Origin of the sequence: Corynebacterium gottingense (assembly GCF_003693265.1) — a bacterium.
GTDB lineage: Bacteria > Actinomycetota > Actinomycetes > Mycobacteriales > Mycobacteriaceae > Corynebacterium > Corynebacterium gottingense.
In genome coordinates this window covers 172,749-190,169 of the sequence record NZ_RDRE01000003.1, presented here as the reverse complement: position 1 = coordinate 190,169, position 17,421 = coordinate 172,749, and the positions used below count along the sequence as shown (strand labels likewise).

General features: G+C 67.0%; 16 protein-coding genes, 1 tRNA gene and 1 pseudogene. 9 read left to right on the top strand and 9 right to left on the bottom strand.

Annotation, left to right across the window (positions count from 1 at the left end; translation table 11 throughout):
* Window positions 1–335, top strand: a pseudogene (locus EAW56_RS03510) (ribosome biogenesis GTPase Der); the annotation flags it as partial.
* Between the two features lie 27 nt (window positions 336–362).
* On the opposite strand, the gene EAW56_RS03505 reads toward EAW56_RS03510, so the two are convergent.
* Entirely contained in the window at window positions 363–1,163 is an 801-nt protein-coding gene (locus EAW56_RS03505; RefSeq protein ID WP_122085085.1) for a class I SAM-dependent methyltransferase, read from the bottom strand.
* A gap of 40 nt (window positions 1,164–1,203) precedes the next feature.
* Between EAW56_RS03505 and EAW56_RS03500 the strand changes: the two genes are divergently transcribed.
* The 4 genes from EAW56_RS03500 (at window position 1,204) to EAW56_RS03485 (ending at window position 4,429) form a co-directional block, all read left to right on the top strand.
* Entirely contained in the window at window positions 1,204–2,154 is a 951-nt protein-coding gene (locus EAW56_RS03500; protein ID WP_122085082.1) for a CE1 family esterase, read from the top strand.
* A gap of 33 nt (window positions 2,155–2,187) precedes the next feature.
* Complete coding sequence (locus EAW56_RS03495; protein ID WP_244213339.1) at window positions 2,188–3,141, top strand: diacylglycerol/lipid kinase family protein; 954 nt, start codon at window positions 2,188–2,190, stop codon at window positions 3,139–3,141.
* A 121-nt stretch (window positions 3,142–3,262) separates the two neighbouring features.
* Window positions 3,263–3,841: a DUF3558 domain-containing protein gene (locus tag EAW56_RS03490; RefSeq protein ID WP_095536116.1), complete on the top strand. Its 579-nt coding sequence runs from the start codon at window positions 3,263–3,265 to the stop codon at window positions 3,839–3,841.
* Window positions 3,842–4,429, top strand: coding sequence for a DUF3558 family protein (locus EAW56_RS03485; protein ID WP_122085077.1), 588 nt, complete (start codon window positions 3,842–3,844; stop codon window positions 4,427–4,429). It begins immediately after the preceding gene.
* An 82-nt stretch (window positions 4,430–4,511) separates the two neighbouring features.
* On the opposite strand, the gene EAW56_RS03480 is transcribed toward EAW56_RS03485, so the two are convergent.
* The 3 genes from EAW56_RS03480 to EAW56_RS03470 all read right to left on the bottom strand — a co-directional run bounded on the left by EAW56_RS03480 (window position 4,512) and on the right by EAW56_RS03470 (window position 6,282).
* Window positions 4,512–4,585: transfer RNA gene (locus EAW56_RS03480), tRNA-Pro, on the bottom strand.
* An 85-nt stretch (window positions 4,586–4,670) separates the two neighbouring features.
* Window positions 4,671–5,036 carry a YchJ family protein gene (locus tag EAW56_RS03475; RefSeq protein WP_095276797.1) on the bottom strand — a complete coding sequence of 122 codons (366 nt, stop codon included), beginning with the start codon at window positions 5,034–5,036 and terminating at the stop codon, window positions 4,671–4,673.
* 40 nt (window positions 5,037–5,076) lie between these two features.
* Entirely contained in the window at window positions 5,077–6,282 is a 1,206-nt protein-coding gene (locus EAW56_RS03470; RefSeq protein ID WP_122085074.1) for a bifunctional alpha/beta hydrolase/OsmC family protein, read from the bottom strand.
* 228 nt (window positions 6,283–6,510) lie between these two features.
* Between EAW56_RS03470 and secA2 the strand changes: the two genes are divergently transcribed.
* The 4 genes from secA2 (at window position 6,511) to EAW56_RS03450 (ending at window position 11,097) form a co-directional block, all read left to right on the top strand.
* A complete protein-coding gene (gene secA2, locus EAW56_RS03465; RefSeq protein ID WP_122085071.1) occupies window positions 6,511–8,802 on the top strand; it encodes an accessory Sec system translocase SecA2 in 2,292 nt (763 codons plus the stop codon).
* Window positions 8,803–8,962: 160 nt separating this feature from the next.
* The gene (gene odhI, locus EAW56_RS03460; protein ID WP_095276690.1) at window positions 8,963–9,394 is read left to right on the top strand and encodes an oxoglutarate dehydrogenase inhibitor Odhl; all 432 of its coding nucleotides are present in this window, start codon (window positions 8,963–8,965) and stop codon (window positions 9,392–9,394) included.
* 80 nt (window positions 9,395–9,474) lie between these two features.
* A complete protein-coding gene (gene ftsR, locus EAW56_RS03455; RefSeq protein ID WP_338063588.1) occupies window positions 9,475–10,221 on the top strand; it encodes a transcriptional regulator FtsR in 747 nt (248 codons plus the stop codon).
* 300 nt (window positions 10,222–10,521) lie between these two features.
* Window positions 10,522–11,097, top strand: coding sequence for a MerR family transcriptional regulator (locus tag EAW56_RS03450; protein ID WP_095536121.1), 576 nt, complete (start codon window positions 10,522–10,524; stop codon window positions 11,095–11,097).
* A gap of 80 nt (window positions 11,098–11,177) precedes the next feature.
* On the opposite strand, the gene EAW56_RS03445 is transcribed toward EAW56_RS03450, so the two are convergent.
* From EAW56_RS03445 to EAW56_RS03425, 5 genes are all read right to left on the bottom strand, one after another.
* Window positions 11,178–12,638 carry a vWA domain-containing protein gene (locus EAW56_RS03445; RefSeq protein ID WP_122085068.1) on the bottom strand — a complete coding sequence of 487 codons (1,461 nt, stop codon included), beginning with the start codon at window positions 12,636–12,638 and terminating at the stop codon, window positions 11,178–11,180.
* A gap of 65 nt (window positions 12,639–12,703) precedes the next feature.
* Complete coding sequence (locus tag EAW56_RS03440) at window positions 12,704–13,579, bottom strand: 3-methyladenine DNA glycosylase (RefSeq protein WP_122085066.1); 876 nt, start codon at window positions 13,577–13,579, stop codon at window positions 12,704–12,706.
* Window positions 13,566–14,618: a hemolysin family protein gene (locus EAW56_RS03435; RefSeq protein ID WP_122085064.1), complete on the bottom strand. Its 1,053-nt coding sequence runs from the start codon at window positions 14,616–14,618 to the stop codon at window positions 13,566–13,568. The genes EAW56_RS03440 and EAW56_RS03435 overlap by 14 nt, the downstream gene beginning before the upstream one ends.
* Complete coding sequence (locus tag EAW56_RS03430; protein WP_122085061.1) at window positions 14,615–16,009, bottom strand: hemolysin family protein; 1,395 nt, start codon at window positions 16,007–16,009, stop codon at window positions 14,615–14,617. Before EAW56_RS03430 ends, EAW56_RS03435 begins: the two co-directional genes overlap by 4 nt.
* Window positions 16,010–16,021: 12 nt before the next feature.
* Window positions 16,022–17,314, bottom strand: a complete 1,293-nt coding sequence (locus EAW56_RS03425; protein WP_122085058.1) for a DEAD/DEAH box helicase — start codon at window positions 17,312–17,314, stop codon at window positions 16,022–16,024.
* Window positions 17,315–17,421: the final 107 nt, after the last annotated feature.

The window sequence follows — 17,421 nt, the reverse complement described above, 5'->3', positions numbered from 1 at the left end:
ACACCGGCCGTGGCCTGCACCGCCTCGAGCCGGCGATGGCGCAGGCGCTGGAGAACTGGGACAAGCGCGTCTCCACCGGCCAGCTGAACAACTGGCTGCGCGAGGCGATCGCGGCGAACCCGCCGCCGATGAAGAACAACCGCCTGCCCAAGCTGCTCTTCGCCACGATGGCGACCACGCGCCCGCCGACACTGGTGCTGTTTACCACCGGCTTCCTGGACGCCGGTTACCGCCGCTACCTGGAGCGCAAGTTCCGCGAGCAGTTCGGCTACCACGGCACGCCGGTGCGCATCGCCGTGCGCGTGCGCGAGCGCAACCCTCGCCGCCGCAAGTAGGGGCCGCTTGCTTATCGACGCCCCCGCTCACCCCTCCTTCCCGTACACAAACGCGTCCGCGCGGTAGGGAAGGGGGATGCGCTGGCCGCGCTCGAAGCCGAGGCGGTCATGCAGGTACCAGTCCAGGTTGGCCACCATCTTCGCGCGCGTCTTCTCGTTGGCGCGCAGCCAGTACGAGCGCGAGGCCATGAGTGCGAAGCACTCGTCGGTGGTGACGATCTGCGCCCAGGTGTCGCGCACCTCGCCCTCCAGCGTCCACGGGGTTGCTACGTCGGGGTAGAACCCGGCGCGCTGGACGTCGCCGGAGTGCATGATGCGGCTTAAGCGCAGCACCCACGGGTGGTTGACGGCAAGGGTGTTCCAGCACAGCAGGAGCTTGCCGCCCGGGCTCGTGATGCGCGCGGCTTCCGCGCTCGCCGTCGCCGTGTCCACCCAGTGCCAGGTTTGCGCGCAAGTGACGGCGTCGACAGCGCCGTCGGCCAGCCCGGTTGCTTCGGCCGTCGCCCGCCAGGCGGGGACGTAGGGCAGCTTGTCGCGCAGGACGCGGACCATGTCAGCGGACGGGTCGCAGGCGAGGACCCGGCGCGTGGACTCGGAGTCGGCGCCGGTGCCAAGGAGCTCGGTGAGCTTGCCGGTGCCGGCGCCGACGTCCAGGATGCGGGTGCCGCCGGCGCGCTGGGGAAGGTCCGCGATGAGGGCTGGGACTGAGGGCGGGTAGGAGGGCCGGATGGCGTCGTAAAGCACTGCACCGCTGTTGAACGCACTGGCTGAGCTGCTGCGATGCTGTGCGTCGCGGAACGCTGGCTGCTGCTTCCCACTCGGCTTCATAATGGACTAATCTACCGATACGAATCTGGATGGAGGAACTATGGCAGCACGGCGCCTCGTGGCGCTGCTCGTCGCGGCGGGCCTGGCGCTGAGCAGCGCTGGTTGTGGGGGCGGTGAGCAGCTGGACGCCGTCGACGCCGACCTGATCGCGCCCTCCACTCCGCGGGACGAGGTCGCCGAGGTGCAGCCGTGGAGCAAGCCGGAGACGCAACGGCGCACGATCAAGGTGGGCCAGCGAGACCGGAGCTTCCTCTTGAGCCTGCCGGCGGGCGCGCGGGAGCGCTCGCGGCTCCCGCTGATCTTTGCGTTCCACGGGTACATGGAGGACGCGGCGTCGATGCGGAAGTACTCGCAGCTCGATGGGGCAGATGCCATCGTTGTGTACATGGATGGCGTGGACCGGGCGTGGGCGCCCGCCCCGTACGCCAAGACGACCGGCGGGGACGACCTGGCGTTCGTGGACGCCGTGCGCGAGCAGGTGACAGGCGAATTCTCGGTGGACAAGGCGCGAGTGTTTGCCACGGGGCTGTCCAACGGGGGCGGGTTCGCCTCCTACGTGGGCTGCCAGCGCCCGCAGGATTTTACTGCGGTGGCGTCGGTGTCGGCGGCGTTCTACCAGCGCGTCTCGCAGGGGTGTTCCTCCATCCCGATTAAGCACGTGGACTTTCACGGCACGAACGACTCCGTGATGAGCTACTTCGGCGGCCAGCGCCACGACACGGCGTACGAGTCCGTCGAGGCAATGCTGGCGGAGGCGGCGGAGCGCAACCACTGCGACGCGGAGTACGTGGAAAAGCCGCTTTCAGACACCGTGACGGAGCTGCGGTGGGACGGCTGCGACGCGCCGTTGGTGCACTACCGCGTGGACGGCGGCCCGCACATTTGGCAGGGCGGCACGGTGGATTCGTCGCGGACGACCTCTGCAGGATTTGCCACACGAACGCAGCTGGCGTTTTTCGGCGTGCCGTTTGGCTCAGTGTCGGACCCGTAATGTGCGCCAGGTGCCCTATGCTTGGGCATTGTGATGCAGAACTCTGACGACGCGACCAGGACGGCCATTGTGGTGTACAACCCGGTCAAGATCGATGAGATGACGCTGCGCTCCCAGGTCGAGCGCTACGCGCCGGACGGCTGGCACATCGAGTGGGTGCGCACCACACCGGACGATTCCGGCGAGGCGGAGGTGGCCGCGGCGCACCACCCGGACGTCGAGCTTGTACTGGTGGCCGGCGGCGACGGGACGGTGCGCGAGATCGCCACGTCGCTTGCGGGATCCGGCATCGCGCTGGGCATCGTGCCGACCGGCACCGGCAACTTGCTCGCGCGCAACCTGCGCCTCGACCTCGGCCTCGAGGAGTCCGTGCGGCGGGCGTTTCGCGGGGAGCACAAGCGTATCGACGTCTGCCGCGCCAAACTTTCACGCCCCGACGGCTCCAACGAGCGTCTCGGCTTCGTGGTGATGGCTGGCGTCGGCCTGGACGCGCAGATGATCGCGTACACCGACGAGAGGCTCAAGAAGAAGATCGGTCCGTTGGCGTACGTCTCCGGGATTGCGAAGTCGCTGCGCGGCGGCAACCGGATCAAGGCGTCCTTCGTTGTGGACGGGGACCATGCTCACTCGCAGCGGTTGCACACGCTGATCTTTGGCAACTGCGGAGAGTTGATCAATCAGGTCCCATTGTTGCCTGAGGCCAGGCCGGACGACGGCGTCCTCGATGCCGTCGGCATGGCGCCGCGCGGTCCCGTCGGGTGGGCGAAAATCGGCCTCAACCTTGTGGTCAACAAGGCGGCGAAACTCCGCGGGCGGAAGCCTGATCCGGCGGTGGTGGAATTCGCGGACCTGCTGTATTCGCGGGGCAGCTACGCGCGGGCCTCGTTTGCAGAGCCGGAAATCTTCGAAGTGGACGGGGACCCCGTGGGTGAGGTGACGGCGGTGGAGATCTCCGTCGACGCGGGCGCGCTGAAGGTGTGCGTGTAGCCGGCTGCCGTTGTGTCGCGGATCGCTCCCGCGGACGGTGTGTGACATAAGTGGCGGTGCTTCCTCTCCTGCGGGATACTGAGTGCGAACCTGGTTCAGCCTCAGCAGTAAGGAGATGCTTATGCGAGCATCGGTTGGTAGTTACGCGGGAGCGGTTGTTGTCGGGCTCTCGCTGAGCGCGTGTAGCGCGTCGGAGGAAGTTCCGACGGTGCCGGAGTTTCAGTTTAAGAGCGGGACGTTGGCGATCGGGGAGTTTTCCAGCAGTTCTGTCGAGGGCAATCTGTTCGACCCGTGCACGGAGATTTCCCCGGAGGAGTACGAGGCGGCTGGCATTCCGGATGTGAGGCCGGTGCCGGCCGATCAACAAGTGCCCGGGTACAACTCGTGCGACACCGGTCTCTACGAGGACAAGGTCGGACAACGCCTCGTAATTTCCGGCGGGAGCAGGAGCGAAGCGGGATACAAGACAAGTTCGGATAACCACCTGGAGTACCCAGAATCGGTCGTTCCCGGTTTGTACACCATCACCAGTGATTTGTCTGGAGTGTGCATCGCACAAGTCGATACGGAACGGGGCGGACTGAAAGTGCAGATGTCCGCCCAGGGACTCGGGAGCGAAGATGTTGATAGCTGCCAAGTCGCGCGGGAGACAATCGAAAACCTCTACAAGGCTGTGAACACCGATGAGGAGGAGCAGTAAATGAGCGCCAACGATCGTCGAGCACTCGCAGCCCTCATGATCGCGCAGGCGTTCCTCGCCGTCTCGGCGTGCAGTAGCGATACAGAGGAACAATCGGCACCCGACGCGCCGCCGGTATTCCATTTTGCCAGCGGAGACCTCGCAATCGGCGAGTTCTACTCAGATGAGGTAAAAGGCAACCTTTTCGACCCCTGCACGGGTATCTCAGCAGAGGAATACGCGGCCGCGGGGATTACCGGCGTCGAGGCCTTTGATAGCGAGTTTGGCGACCCGGGCGTCGTCATGTCGTGCAACACCGCCGACCCGTCCGCGCAAGAGACTCGGCGAATCATGATCTCGACGGTAGGAGAGAACACAATCAAGTCGCTGGGTGGCAGCCAGATTGAACACCCAGATTCCACGGTGCCGGGGCTCTATACGGTGACGGAAGGCGCAAACGGCGGCTGCGCTGCGCAGGTGGATACCGAGCGGGGAGCGCTCTCGATCAGTCGCTGGAAGTACAATGCCCAGGGCCGGGAGGACGAAGTGTGCCGCGCGGCGCAGAAAGAGCTCGAGGAGCTTTACGACGCCACGCAGCAGGCGTCGTAGCAGTGGATGTTTCCGCGGCATGTGGAAGGAAACAGTTCCCGCAAGGGGACTCAGAACCCCCAAACCCCCGTAAAGAAAATTGTCGGACTGACAGGATTTGAACCTGCGACCCCCACACCCCCAGTGTGGTGCGCTACCAAACTGCGCCACAGCCCGTCCGTTACTGCATTCGCGGTAACTCGGCTAGATTACAACACTGTCACTCGAAACGGAAAATTGCCAGGTCAGCGGGCAAACCTTGCTACTGCACATCGCCGTCCAGGTAGACCCACGCGCCGTCCTCGCGGACGAAGCGGGAGACCTCGCGCTGCACGCCGGCGGGGGAGTAGGCCGCAAACTCGACCACGCCCTCGGAATCGAAGAGTGAGCCGCCCTGGGTGCGCACAATCTGCAGGCGATTGAACGCAAGGCCCTCGGAGGGAAGCTTCGACAACGCCGGGCGCGTTGCCTTCGCCCAGGTGGAGTGGAGGTAGTCCGCGAGGCCGCCCACGAAGGCGGTGTAGCGCGAGCGCATCAACGCCTCGGCGGTCGGTGCCTTGGCGCCCCGGTGGAGCGCGCCGCAGCACGCCGCGTAGGGCTTACCGGTGCCGCAGGGGCACGGTTGCATGTCCGCGATGCGCGGCTGTTGCCGCCTGACGCCCGCCACGTTAGCGCTGCTTGTCGCGCTCGCGGCGCTGCTCGACGGTGGCGGTATCTACCGTGGTCGTGATGTCGCCTGCGGCAATGTAGCCGTCGACGGTGGACGCGGCGCCGGCTGCGCGCAGCGTCTGGACCTGCTCGTCGGTGAGGTCGCCGTAGAGCGTGATGTGGCGGGTGAAGGTGGTGTCGGCGTCGTGGGTGACTTCCACGCGGACGTCGTCAAGCTTCATGCCCTTGGCCGCGCTCCTGATCGCCTGCGAGCACGAGGCCGCGAGCGCGGACATGAACAGGCCGGTGGACGTCACGCCCTGGCCCTTGCCGCCGGCGTTCTTGGCGCGGTCCGTGGTGATCTCGCGGTTAGAAGTGCGCACCACATCGCCGTACTTGGTGCCTCGGGCGGAGTAGGAGATCGCGTTGGAATCGCCCGTCGGCTCCGGGGTGAACTCCGGCACGATGTACTGCTGGGCCCACGAGCCGATGATGTCGGCGGCGCGCTGCGCGGTGCCCTGGCGCGTGAGCAGGTGATCGGCCTTGTCCAGTGCCATGAGCGACTTGGGGTAGCGGGTGAGCTGGAAGATGGACTGGGCGTTGTCGATGCCCACGGTGACGTCGATAGGCGAGTGCACCAGCAGCAGCGGTTTACGGATCTTGCCCAGGTACTCCTCCGGATTGGTCTCCGCGAGGTCCTCGAGGAAGTGACGCGAGATGACCAGGTCGCGGCCGCCCAGCGTGACGTGCACCGAGCCGTTGCGATCCGCCTCGCCGATCTTGTCGGCGTAGTGCAACACGGAGTGGGCGGGATCGAAGGGCGCGCCGACGGTGGCCACCATCTTGAGCATCTTCTTCAGCTCCGGGCGCGTCGCGGCCTTGAGCGTTGCCGCGCCGCCGAGCGAGTGGCCCATAATGAGCTGCGGGGCGGTGTAGTTCTCCTCCATCCACTGCGCCACGGCCACGATGTCATCAACGTTTTGGTTAAACGAGGTCTCGGCGAACTCGCCCTTGGACTGACCCAGGCCGGGGAAGTCGAAGCGCACGGTGGCAATCCCGTGCTCCGTCAGGCGCTTGGAAATACGCGATGCGCCGGGGGTGTGGCGGGAGCCCGCGAAGCAGTGCGCGAAGATGGCGTACGCCTTCGCCGGGCCGTCCGGACGGTCCATCGTTGCGGCAAGCTCCACGCCCGTGGAGGACGGAATTTTCAGGTTGAGAGATTTCATGTCGCGGACTTCCCCTTGTGTGTGGTTGATTCGCGCTGCTTCGAGGCTGCTGCGAGACTGGCTTCAATACAATCTAAGGCACAAATAAGCTAGCAACAACAGCCCTCCCGCTACCTGCATCGCGGGGGTAAAACCGCTGCGCCTAGACTTTGAGGCAATACTGCGGCGACAGAGCGATGCCGAGCGATACAGTGCGATACAGTGCGACGAGGAAGGACGGTCAAGCGCATGGGAGCATTCGACTGGTTCTGGAAGGCCATGGGCTCAACATCTGAGCGCAACAACAAGAAATCCAAGGGCATCGTTGCCGGCGCCCACGAGCTGATCCCGAGCATTGAGCAGCTTGACGACGCCGCGCTGGCCGCCGCCATCCGAGACACCGTCTCCGGCGGCGCGATCAAGGACAAGCAGCGCTTCCTTGCCATCCTGTCGGTCGCCTCCAAGCGCACGCTCGGCTTGCTGCCGTTCGACGTGCAGAACCAGGCGGTCCTGCGCCTGCTCGAGGGCGACGTCATCCAGATGGCCACCGGTGAGGGCAAGACGCTTGTCGGCGCGATGGCGGCCACGGGGTTCGGGCTGACCGGCAAGCGCGTCCACGTCATCACCGTGAACAATTACCTGGCGGACCGCGATGCGGAATGGATGCGCCCGCTCGTCGAATTCTTCGGCCTGCGCGTCGCCTCCGTGACGGAGAACAGCTCCCGCGAGGAGCGCACCGCCGCCTACCGCAGCGACATCGTCTACGCGCCCGTTACTGAAATCGGCTTCGACCACCTGCGGGACAACCAGATCACCTCGCGCGCTCAGACCGTCCAGGCCCCGGCGGACGTCGCCCTGGTCGACGAGGCGGACAGCGTGCTTGTCGACGAAGCCCTCGTCCCCCTCGTCCTCGCCGGCTCCGAAGGAGCGACCCAGACCACCGGGCGCATCACCGAGGCCGTCTCCCACTTGCGCGAGGGCAAGGACTACGCGATCGACGCCGAGGGGCGCAACGTCTTCCTCACCGACGAAGGCGCCGAGCACGTGGAACGCCTGCTGGGCATCGACTCGCTCTACGGCGACGGGCAGATTGGCGACACCCTCGTGCGCGTCAACCTCGCCCTGCACGCGAAGGCGCTGCTGATCCGCGACGTCCACTACATCGTGGAGGACGGCAAGGTCGCGCTTGTCGACGCCTCCCGCGGCCGCGTCGCCGAAATGCAGCGCTGGCCGGACGGCCTGCAGGCGGCCGTGGAAGCCAAGGAAGGCCTCACCGTCTCTGAGGGCGGCCGGATCCTGGACTCCATTACGCTCCAAGCGCTGATGCGTCGCTACCCAACCGTGTGCGGGATGACCGGCACCGCGGTCGAAGCTACCGACCAGCTCCGCTCGTTCTACGACCTCCACGTCGCTGTGATTGACCGGGCCAACGAGCTGCAGCGCTTCGACGAGGCGGACCGCATCTACGCCACGATGGAGGAGAAGAACAAGGCCATCGTCGACGAGGTTGCGCACCTGAACTCGACCCGCCAGCCGGTGCTCGTGGGCACCCACGATGTCGCAGAATCCGAGGCGCTCGCCGAGGCGCTGGAGGCCCGCGGCGTGTCCGTGAACGTGCTCAACGCGAAAAACGACGCAGAGGAGGCCCGCATCATCGCAGAGGCGGGCGACCTCGGCCGCGTGACCGTCTCGACGCAGATGGCTGGCCGCGGCACCGACATCCGCCTCGGCGGTGCGGACGAGGCGGATCACGACAAGGTCGCGGCGCTCGGGGGCCTGGCGGTCATCGGTACAGCGCGCCACCGCTCCGCGCGCCTGGACAACCAGCTCCGCGGGCGCGCAGGCCGCCAGGGCGACCCGGGCCTGAGCCTGTTCTTCGTCTCGCTGGAGGATGACGTCGTGGCCACAGGCGGCGCGGACGAACAGGTCACCGCCCACCCGGACGAGACCGGCCGGATCGAATCCAACCGCATTCAGCAGTTTGTCGAGCACTGCCAGCGCGTCACCGAAGGCCAACTGCTGGAGATCCACTCCCAGACCTGGAAGTACAACAAGCTGCTCGCCGACCACCGCGACATCCTTGACCAGCGCCGCGCGGCCCTCCTGGACACCGACACCGCGTGGCGCGAGCTCGCCGAGCGTAGCCCGCAGCGCGCCGCGGAGCTGGAGCACCTGCCGCAGGAGGTCCGGGAGCAGGCGGCCCGCGACATCATGCTCTACCACCTCGACACCGAGTGGTCGGAGTACCTCGGACTCATGGACGACGTGCGCGAGTCCATCCACCTGCGCGCCATCGCCCGCGAAACCCCGATCACCGAGTACCACCGCATCGCCGTGCGCGAGTTCAAGGAGCTGGCAAACCGGGCCGTCGACCAGGCAGTCGACACGTTCGAGCAGGTGCCTATCGACGCCAACGGCGCCCACCTCGCCGACGCCGGCTGGAAGCGGCCCAGCGCCACCTGGACTTACATGGTCTCGGATAACCCGCTGGCCGGGTCGGGCAACAGCGTGATCTCCGGCATTGGCAATATTTTCCGGTAGGCGAGTGGTGGGGAAATCCTGTGGAGTGGTGGCAAACACCCCCGCGGGAGCCGCGAGCCGGTAGTATGACAGGCAGCTAACTGAAAACCTCGACATTGGTGCGCCTCGCTGGCCCGTGCACGCGGGGTGCGCCGATTTCACACATAGTCAGGAGTAAGTGATGAGCGATAACACCGGTAACCCGCAGAACCAGGTGGAAACGACGTCGGTGTTCCGTGCGGACCTGCTGAAGGAGATGGAGTCTGGCGCGTCCGCCTCCAAGGACGGCATCACCGGCGCGGAAAACCTCCCCGAGGGCGCGGCACTGCTGGTAGTTAAGCGCGGCCCGAACGCCGGCGCTCGCTTCCTGCTGGACCAGGACTCGACCACCGCGGGCCGCCACCCGGAGGCAGACATCTTCCTCGACGACGTCACCGTGTCCCGCCGCCACGCAGAGTTCCGCCGCACCGAAGACTCCTTCGAGGTCGTCGATGTGGGATCGCTCAACGGCACCTACGTCAACCGCGAGCCGCGCAACTCCCAGACGCTGTCCACGGGCGACGAGATCCAGATCGGCAAGTTCCGCCTCGTCTTTATCGCGGACGAGAAGTAGACTCGCTCCGACCAGAGCCCCCCACGTACCCGCGCCCCTGACAACGGGGCGCTCTTTACGCAACGAAAGATCCACCACCAGTGAGCGCACTCCGCAAAACTTCCCCGCTGAAGCCGACGGGCACGACCCAGCAGGCGAAAACCATGTCGATCGGCGTGGTCCTTGAACGCCTCCGCGAGGAGTTCCCGGACGTGACCGTCTCCAAGATTCGCTACCTGGAGTCCGAGGGGCTCATCACCCCGCAGCGCACCGCGTCCGGCTACCGCCGCTTCACCGACGCGGACGTGGAGCGCCTCCGCTACATCCTGGTCACCCAGCGCGACAACTACCTGCCGCTGAAGGTGATCCGCGAGCAGCTCGAGGCGATGGATTCGGGCGAGGTCGCCGCCCTGATGGCGCCCGACGCGGAAAGCGGCGCGCCGATGGTGTCGCCGGAGAACTTCCGGGCGCCCGCATCCACCAAGCTCACCGATACCGACGTGGCCGCGCAGGCCGAGACCGACGCGGCAACCGTCGCCGAGCTGACCAAAGCCGGGCTGATTAGCCCGGACGCGGCCGGCTACTACACAGCCGACGACGTCCAGGTGGTCACGACCGCGCTCTCCCTTGGCGAGTTCGGCGTGGACATCCGCCACCTGAAGACGCTGCGCACCGCCGCCGCGCGCCAGGTGGACCTCATCGCCCGCGTCGCGGAGCCGATTGCGAAGTCCGGCAAGGACACCGCGCAGCAGCAGGCCGAGGAGACCGGCCAGCAGATGTCCGCGCTCGTCGTCTCGCTGCACGCGTCGCTGGTGAAGAATCAGCTCCGTCACCGACTGGGCCACTAGCGCTTCACGACGCCACCGCCCCCGCCCGCCTCCAATCCAGGTGCGCCGCGGGGGCGTTCCTGTGCGCTACCCAATTTCGGGGGAGGGGCGTGGCTCGGCCCGCGTGCGGACGCGGAATCCGCACGCCACGCGACTGCTGCGGCTGGTGGGGCGCATGTGGTTGGTGAGGTGAGGGGAGTCTCAACGTGAAGTTGAGGGTTAGAGTTCGGCGTGTTGCGCGTGCAAAGGTTGACCGAAAGCCTATGCTTGGCATTTAATAAAGCACATAGGCACTACGCCAAACTTCATGGGAGTAATTACGTGACTACACACAACGGACACGGCACTACCGGCGACGCCCCCATCCAGGAGTCGCTCTTTGACATCGGACCGTCGGATGAGGTGGGGTACCGCGTGCCCATCGCCTGCCAGGTTGCCGGCATTACGTACCGCCAGCTCGACTACTGGGCGCGCACCGAGCTCGTCCGCCCGTCGATCCGCGGCGCAAAAGGCTCCGGCTCCCAGCGCCTTTACTCGTTCAAGGACGTGCTGGTGCTGAAGATTGTGAAGCGCCTGCTTGACACTGGCATCTCGCTGCAGAACATCCGCCTCGCGGTGGAGAAGCTGCGCGACCGCGGTGTGAACGACATCGCGGAGATCACCCTGGTCTCGGACGGCGCAACGGTCTACGAATGCCGCAGCAACGAGGAGATCATCGACCTTCTCGGCGGCGGCCAGGGCGTGTTCGGCATCGCCGTGCCGCAGATTATGAAGGAGCTTTCGGGCACCATCTCCGCGTTCCCGTCGGAGCGCGTGATTACCGAGGACGACGCCCCGGTCGCAGAGGTCACCGGGATTGACGAGCTCGCCGCGCGCCGTCGCCGCAAGTCCTCCTAGCCGGTACTGCTCCACTCCCACCATCGCGCCCCGCACTGACCGGGGCGCGATTTTTTCACGCCCGAGGGCGTCCCCCGCGCCTACTTCACGCCGGCGGCCGACTTCACGGCGTCGGTAAGCCCCTCGGCACCATCGACGTGCTGGTCGGACGACGCGACATTGCGCAGCCCCTGGTCCTGCGGCTCGCCGCCGACGTGCACCACCGTGACGTCGACGCCCTGGTCGGTGAACGGCCTGACCGTGTCGGCAAACTCCTCGTCGTTTCCGGCGTCAGCGGTGCCGGTGGTCACCACGACGATCCGCACTGGCTCGCCCCACTGCGCAGCGGCGCCCGCCGCGGCGAGGACCGCCTCGCGGGTCTGCGGAACGCCGCCGGTGAGGAAGCGGTGCACCGCCTGGTCGACGTCGCCCGCGTTGCCCGTCAAAGCGACGTTGTCGCGGTACCCGCGGGTTACGCCCGGGTTGAGCGGCGAGGAGTAGTTCCACAGGCCGACCATCTTGCCCCGCTCGCCGACCGCACCTGCTGCTGCGCCGACCGCGTCCTTCGCCGGCTCGATGTACGGTGCCATGCCATCCGACGTGTCAAGCAGGAACAGCGTGTTCTCCACCGGGCTGGCCGCGGAATCGGACTCCGGGGCGTCGTCCTTCGCGCTCGCCTTCGCGTCGCTGCCGGCGGCGTCGGCGCCGTCGTTTGCGGTGCCGTCGGTAAGCGCGGCCCCACCCTCGGGGAGCGCCGCCGCCCAGACCATCTCCGCGATCACGGGCTGCTGCGGGTCCTGCCCATCGAACTTGTCGGCCGAGAAGCGCGCCAAGTCCTGGCCCGCCCGCGACTGGTCCTCGGTCACGTCGCCGGCCGCGTTGAGCGGGATCGCCGCGTAGGACACGGCGGCATCGATCGGGGTGAACGTGAGGCCCTCGGGGACGGCGTCCTCGGACGTCGCGAGGAAAGTGTCGTCAGCACCGTCGAAGCCGTCGAGCGAGTCGACGCGCTGATCAGTCAGCGCCTTCACCGCCGCCTGGTCGTCGCCCTTCGCCAGCGTCCCGGCGACGACGGCTGACGCCGACGGCTCGTCGCACGCTGCGAAGCGCACCTTGTCCAATCCGACCTGGTCAAGCTTCGCCTCGGCCTTTCCGGACAGGCCGACCGGCTGGTTGGCCACGATCGCCGGCTCCGACACGGCAGCGGTGCGCTTCACGTTCGCCAGTTGCTGCTGCGTGACCGGCGTGTTCGGCGCGAGGTAGACCGCCGCATCCGCAACGTTGTCCACCAGCTGCGGCTTGACGCAGTGGTCACGGACCACGGGCGCGCTCTCCTGGTAAGTCTTCATCAGCTGCTCGGCGACCGCGTGGTCCGACGCCGCGACCGGGAGCGTGACGTCGCCGGCGACGCACTCGCCGCCGCCCTGCGCCTCGTCGGCGTCGGTACCGCGACCGAAGATGAACCACAGCAGCCCGGCGATGAGCAGCAGGACCACGAGCAGCGCAATCAGCGCCTCGCCGGACAGCCTGTAGTTGTTCTTACCGTTGGAATGCCGTGCCATGTATACCGCCTTGTCAGCCGAGTCTGCTTGGATGCGCAGCGCGCAGGTAGCGCCTTGTCGCAATCTTATCCGTGCCGCACGCGTTCTAAGAGCGCGACAAGCCGATGGCGCAGCGGCGCGGCGTCTTCCGCCAATTTCCGCTGCCGGCGGACGTACTCCGCCTTGCCTTCAGCGGTCTCGATCGGCACGACTCCAAAACCGAGCTCGCGGCAGTCGTACGGCGAGGCCTCCATGTCCAGCCTCCGCGCCTCGCGCGCAAGCGCGAACGTGTCCAGCAGCAGCTCGCCGGGGACGAGCGGGCCGAGCTTGGTCGCCCACTTGTACAGGTCCATCGCCACGTGCACGCAGCCTGCCTGGTCGTTCGCCGCCTGCCCCTCGCGCGTGAGCACGGTCAGGTTCAGCGGGCGCGCCGGCGGCGTGAAAAATCGGTACGCGTCAAAGTGCGTGCACTTGAGCTGATGCGCCTCAACCACAGCATCGGTCCCGGCGCGCCCCAGTCGCAGCGGCAACGCGTGGCGCGGGGTGTCCGTTCGGTAGACCATTGCCCATTCGTGCAGGCCGAAGCAATCAAAGTGCGCGGGCCGCTTCTCGACGCCCCCGAGCACCCGCCCAACCGCCTCCGCGTCCCTCCCGCGGTGGGCAAGAAACGCCTCGACGTCCACGCCAACCGTGCCATCAGCGTTGACGCGGTAATCGCGCCAGGTCGCGTGGGGGAGGGCGGTGGCGTCGGCAAGCGTGCGCCCCACACCCGGGTGCCAACGGCGCAGGTGGGCGGGGCGGAGCGGGTAGTACTCGAAGAGGAAGTCCCACACCGGGTGCGCGACGCCGTGCGTGCGGCGCTCCAGGTGCGGGGTGATCCACCGGTCCGCGCGGGCCTCGTGCGCCGCGATGAGCGCTTCGTACTCGCGCGGCTGGAGCACCTCCGGGCTACTCGTCCTCATGCGTCCAGTCTGCGACGGTGCCCACGTACTCCTCGATGAGGTCCTCGAGCGCCAGCACGCCGACCAGCTCGCCGTTGTCCCGGACCTGTGCCATGTGGGCGGAGCGCCGGTGGAGGGAGGTGAGGGCGTCGTCAAGCGTCTGCGCACCGTCGACGATGGAGAGGGGGCGGATGCGCTTCTTGGGCACCAAGGGATCGGCGTCGTCGGACTCCATGAGGTCCAAGATGTCCTTGACGTGGATGTAGCCGACCAGCACGCCCGGCTCCGTCTGGACGGGGAAACGGGAGTACCCCGTATCGCGCACCGCTTCCTCCACGGCGGAGAGGCGGATGCCGGACGGCTGCAACGTGATGGTCTTCAGATCCGGCAGGCGGATCATCACTTCCTTCAGGTTGCGGGTCTCGGAACGCAGGGCCTTGGCCAGGCGGGCGGTCTCCTCGGCGTCGAGCAGGCCCTCCTCGCGCGACTCCTGGATCATGTTGGCGAGCTGCTCCTGGTCGACCGTGGAGTCCAGCTCGTCGCGCTGCACGATGCCGAATGCCGCAAGCGTCTTGCGGGCGATCCAGTTGAGCAGCTCAATGACCGGGCGCGTGAGCTTGATCCACACCGTCATCGGGCCGGTGAGCCACATCGCCGTGGTTTCGGGGCCGGCGATTGCGATGTTTTTTGGCACCATCTCTCCAAGCAGGATGTGCAGGTAGGAGATGATCACCAGCGCGATGGCGAAGCTCACCGGGTGCAGCAGGTTCTCGGGCAGGTTGAGCGCCAGGAACGGCACCTCGATGTAGTGCGCGATCGCCGGCTCGGCGACCTTACCCAACACCAGCGAGGCGATCGTGATGCCGAACTGCGCGCCCGCCAGGTAGATCGACAGGTGCTCGGTGGCGTCGAGCACGCCCTTTGCGTCCTTCCTTCCCTGGGCGAGTAAGTTTTCAAGGCGGTCGCGGCGCGACGACACCAGCGCAAACTCGGCGCCGACAAAGAACGCGTTGGCCGCGAGGAGGAAAATGATCAGCAGAATTGCGACCCAAATGCTCATCGACGCTCACCTCCAGCAACTTCCTCAGCCTGCGCGGGGGAGACGGGGCTGAGCAGTACCCGGTCCACGCGGCGGTCATCCATGGCGGACACGCGCCCGACCCACGTTCCGGCGCCGCCGGATTCGAACCCCTCCTGGAAGTTCTCCGCGGCGTTGGGCAGCACGACCTTGTCGCCCAGCTTGGGGATCCGCCCCAGCACGGACATGATCAGGCCGCCGAGGGTTTCGTACGGGCCTTCCGGTGCGGTGTAGCCGGTGGTGGCGGTGACGTCGTCAAGCCTCACAAGCCCGGAAGCCTCCCACGAGGTGCCGATGCGCTGGAAGTCGCGCTCCTGCTCCTTGTCGTCGTACTCGTCGTAGACCTCGCCGAGAATCTCCTCCACGACGTCCTCGATGGTGACCAAGCCCTGCGTGCCTCCGAACTCGTCGGCGACGAGGACGACCTGCGACCCGGCCTGGCGGACCCGGTTGAGCACCGAGTCGCCATCGAGCGTGCCCGGCACGAACGGCACCTCGCGGGCGAGAGAAGCCAGCTTCGTGGTGGCGCGGTCGGCCTTGTCCACCGAGAACGCGTCTTTGATGTGCACCACGCCGACGGTGTCATCCAGGTCGCCGCGGCGCACCGGGAAGCGCGAGTGGCCGGACTGGCGCGCCAAGGCGATGAGGTCGGCGACGGTGTCGTCGGCATCGAGCGCGTCGATGGTGGAGCGCGGCGTCATGACCTCCTCGGCGGTGGTGTCGCCGAACTGCAGCGAGCGGTCGATCACCGCAGCGGTCTCGGCGTCCAGGCCGCCCGCCTCTGCGGAGCTGCGCACCATCGCGGTCAGCTCCTGGCCGGAGCGCGCCGACGCAAGCTCATCGGCCGGCTCCATACCGAGCTTGCGCACGACGAAGTTCGCCGACCTGTTCAGGAAATTGATGAAGCCGCGGAAAAAGCTGTTGAACGCGTTGACCGGCGGGACCACGAACCGGGCGGTGCCCAGCGGGTTGGTGATCGCGATGTTCTTGGGCACAAGCTCGCCGAACACCATGGATAGCAGCGTCGCGACGATTAGCGCGAGCACCATCGCCACGACGCTGGACGCGTCCTTGTCCAAGCCCACCAGCTCAAGCAGCGGGGCGAAGTACTTGCCCAGCACCGGCTCCGCGAGGAAGCCGGATGCGAGGGTGGTAAGCGTGATGCCGAGCTGCGCGCCCGAGAGCGCGAACGAGAGGTTGGCGTGGTCGCGCGCGACGGCTTTGGCGCGCTTGTCGCCCTTTTCCCTCACGTGCGCGTCGACCGCCGAGCGCTCCAGCCCGGTCATAGCGAACTCGATCGCCACGAACAGGCCCGTTGAGGCGGTGAGCAGTATGAAACCCGCAAGGGAGAGGATGGATATGAGTATGTCCATTATGGTTGCGCGTTAGCGCCCGTGACTCCTTCGTGTTCGATTCCCGCGCCGCTTGTTGCGGCCGGAGGGCTTCGCTTGTCGACGCCCACGCGCAGGTTGTCCCGGCGGCGGCAGGGGAGCGCCCTCCGGCTTGCGTGCACCCGTGATCTTAACTAACGCTTCAGACATCGGGGTGACGCGGACCTCGCGCGCGTCGACACCCGCCTTCTTGAGCAACTTTTCCACTTCCTGGCGCTGGTCGTCCATGACGAGCGTGACGACGGTGCCGGACGTGCCCGCGCGGGCGGTGCGCCCGGCGCGGTGCAGGTACGCCTTGTGCTCGGCGGGCGGGTCGACGTGGACGACGAGCGAGACGTCGTTGATGTCGATGCCGCGCGCCGCGATGTCTGTGGCCACGAGCACGGGCGTGGAACCGTCGCCGAAGCCCTCGATCGCCCGCGTGCGCGCGCCCTGGCCCTTGTCGCCGTGCAGGCCCTGCGCGTTGATGCCGACGCGGCGCAGCTTCTTCACCTGGCGGTCCACGCCGTGCTTCGTGCGCATGAACATGATCGTTTTGCCGTCGCGAGCGGCGATCTGGAGGACGATCTCGTTGCGCTCCTCGCGGCCGCCGACGAGCAGCCGGACGTGCTCCATCGTGTCCACCGCCGCCTCGACAGGCGCGGTCGAGTGCGTCACCGGGTCGTGCATGTAGCGGGCCACGAGCTTCTCGACGTCCCCGTCAAGCGTCGCCGAGAACAGCAGCCGCTGCCCGTTCTCGGGCGTGCGGTCGAGCAGCTTGCGTACCTGGGGGAGGAAGCCCATGTCGGCCATCTGGTCGGCCTCGTCGAGCGCTGTGATTTCCACCGCGTCGAGGGAGAGCTTCTTCTGGTCGATGAGGTCCTGCGCGCGCCCCGGCGTGGCCACGAGCAGGTCGACGGGGGCGGCAAGCGCGCGGATGTGCTTGTTCACGTTGACGCCGCCCACGACTTCGAGGATGCGGAGGCCGAGGGCTGCGGCGGCGTCGTCAAGCCTTTCGCGGATCTGCGCGGCGAGCTCTCGGGTGGGCGCGAGCACGAGGCCGCGCGGGTGGCCCGGGCGGCTGGGAGCGCCAGCGAGGCGGGCGAGGATGGGCAGGCCGAACGTGAATGTTTTGCCTGATCCGGTGGGGCCGCGGCCGAGGACATCGCGGCCGGCGAGCGCGTCCGGGATCGCCGCCTCCTGGATGGGGAACGGGTGCTCGATGCCCTGGCGTGTGAGCACTGTGACCACGGGTTGTGGCAGGCCGAGTTCGGCGAAAGTTGTGGGAGACGGTGTCGACGATGTCATTGCGACCACTTTAGCGCGCGAAAACCCCAAACCCTATTAGACGCACGCGGCGGGCCTGCGGTTCCCTCCGCGGCAGGTTTTGGAAGACTTCTCACACTTTGCCGTTT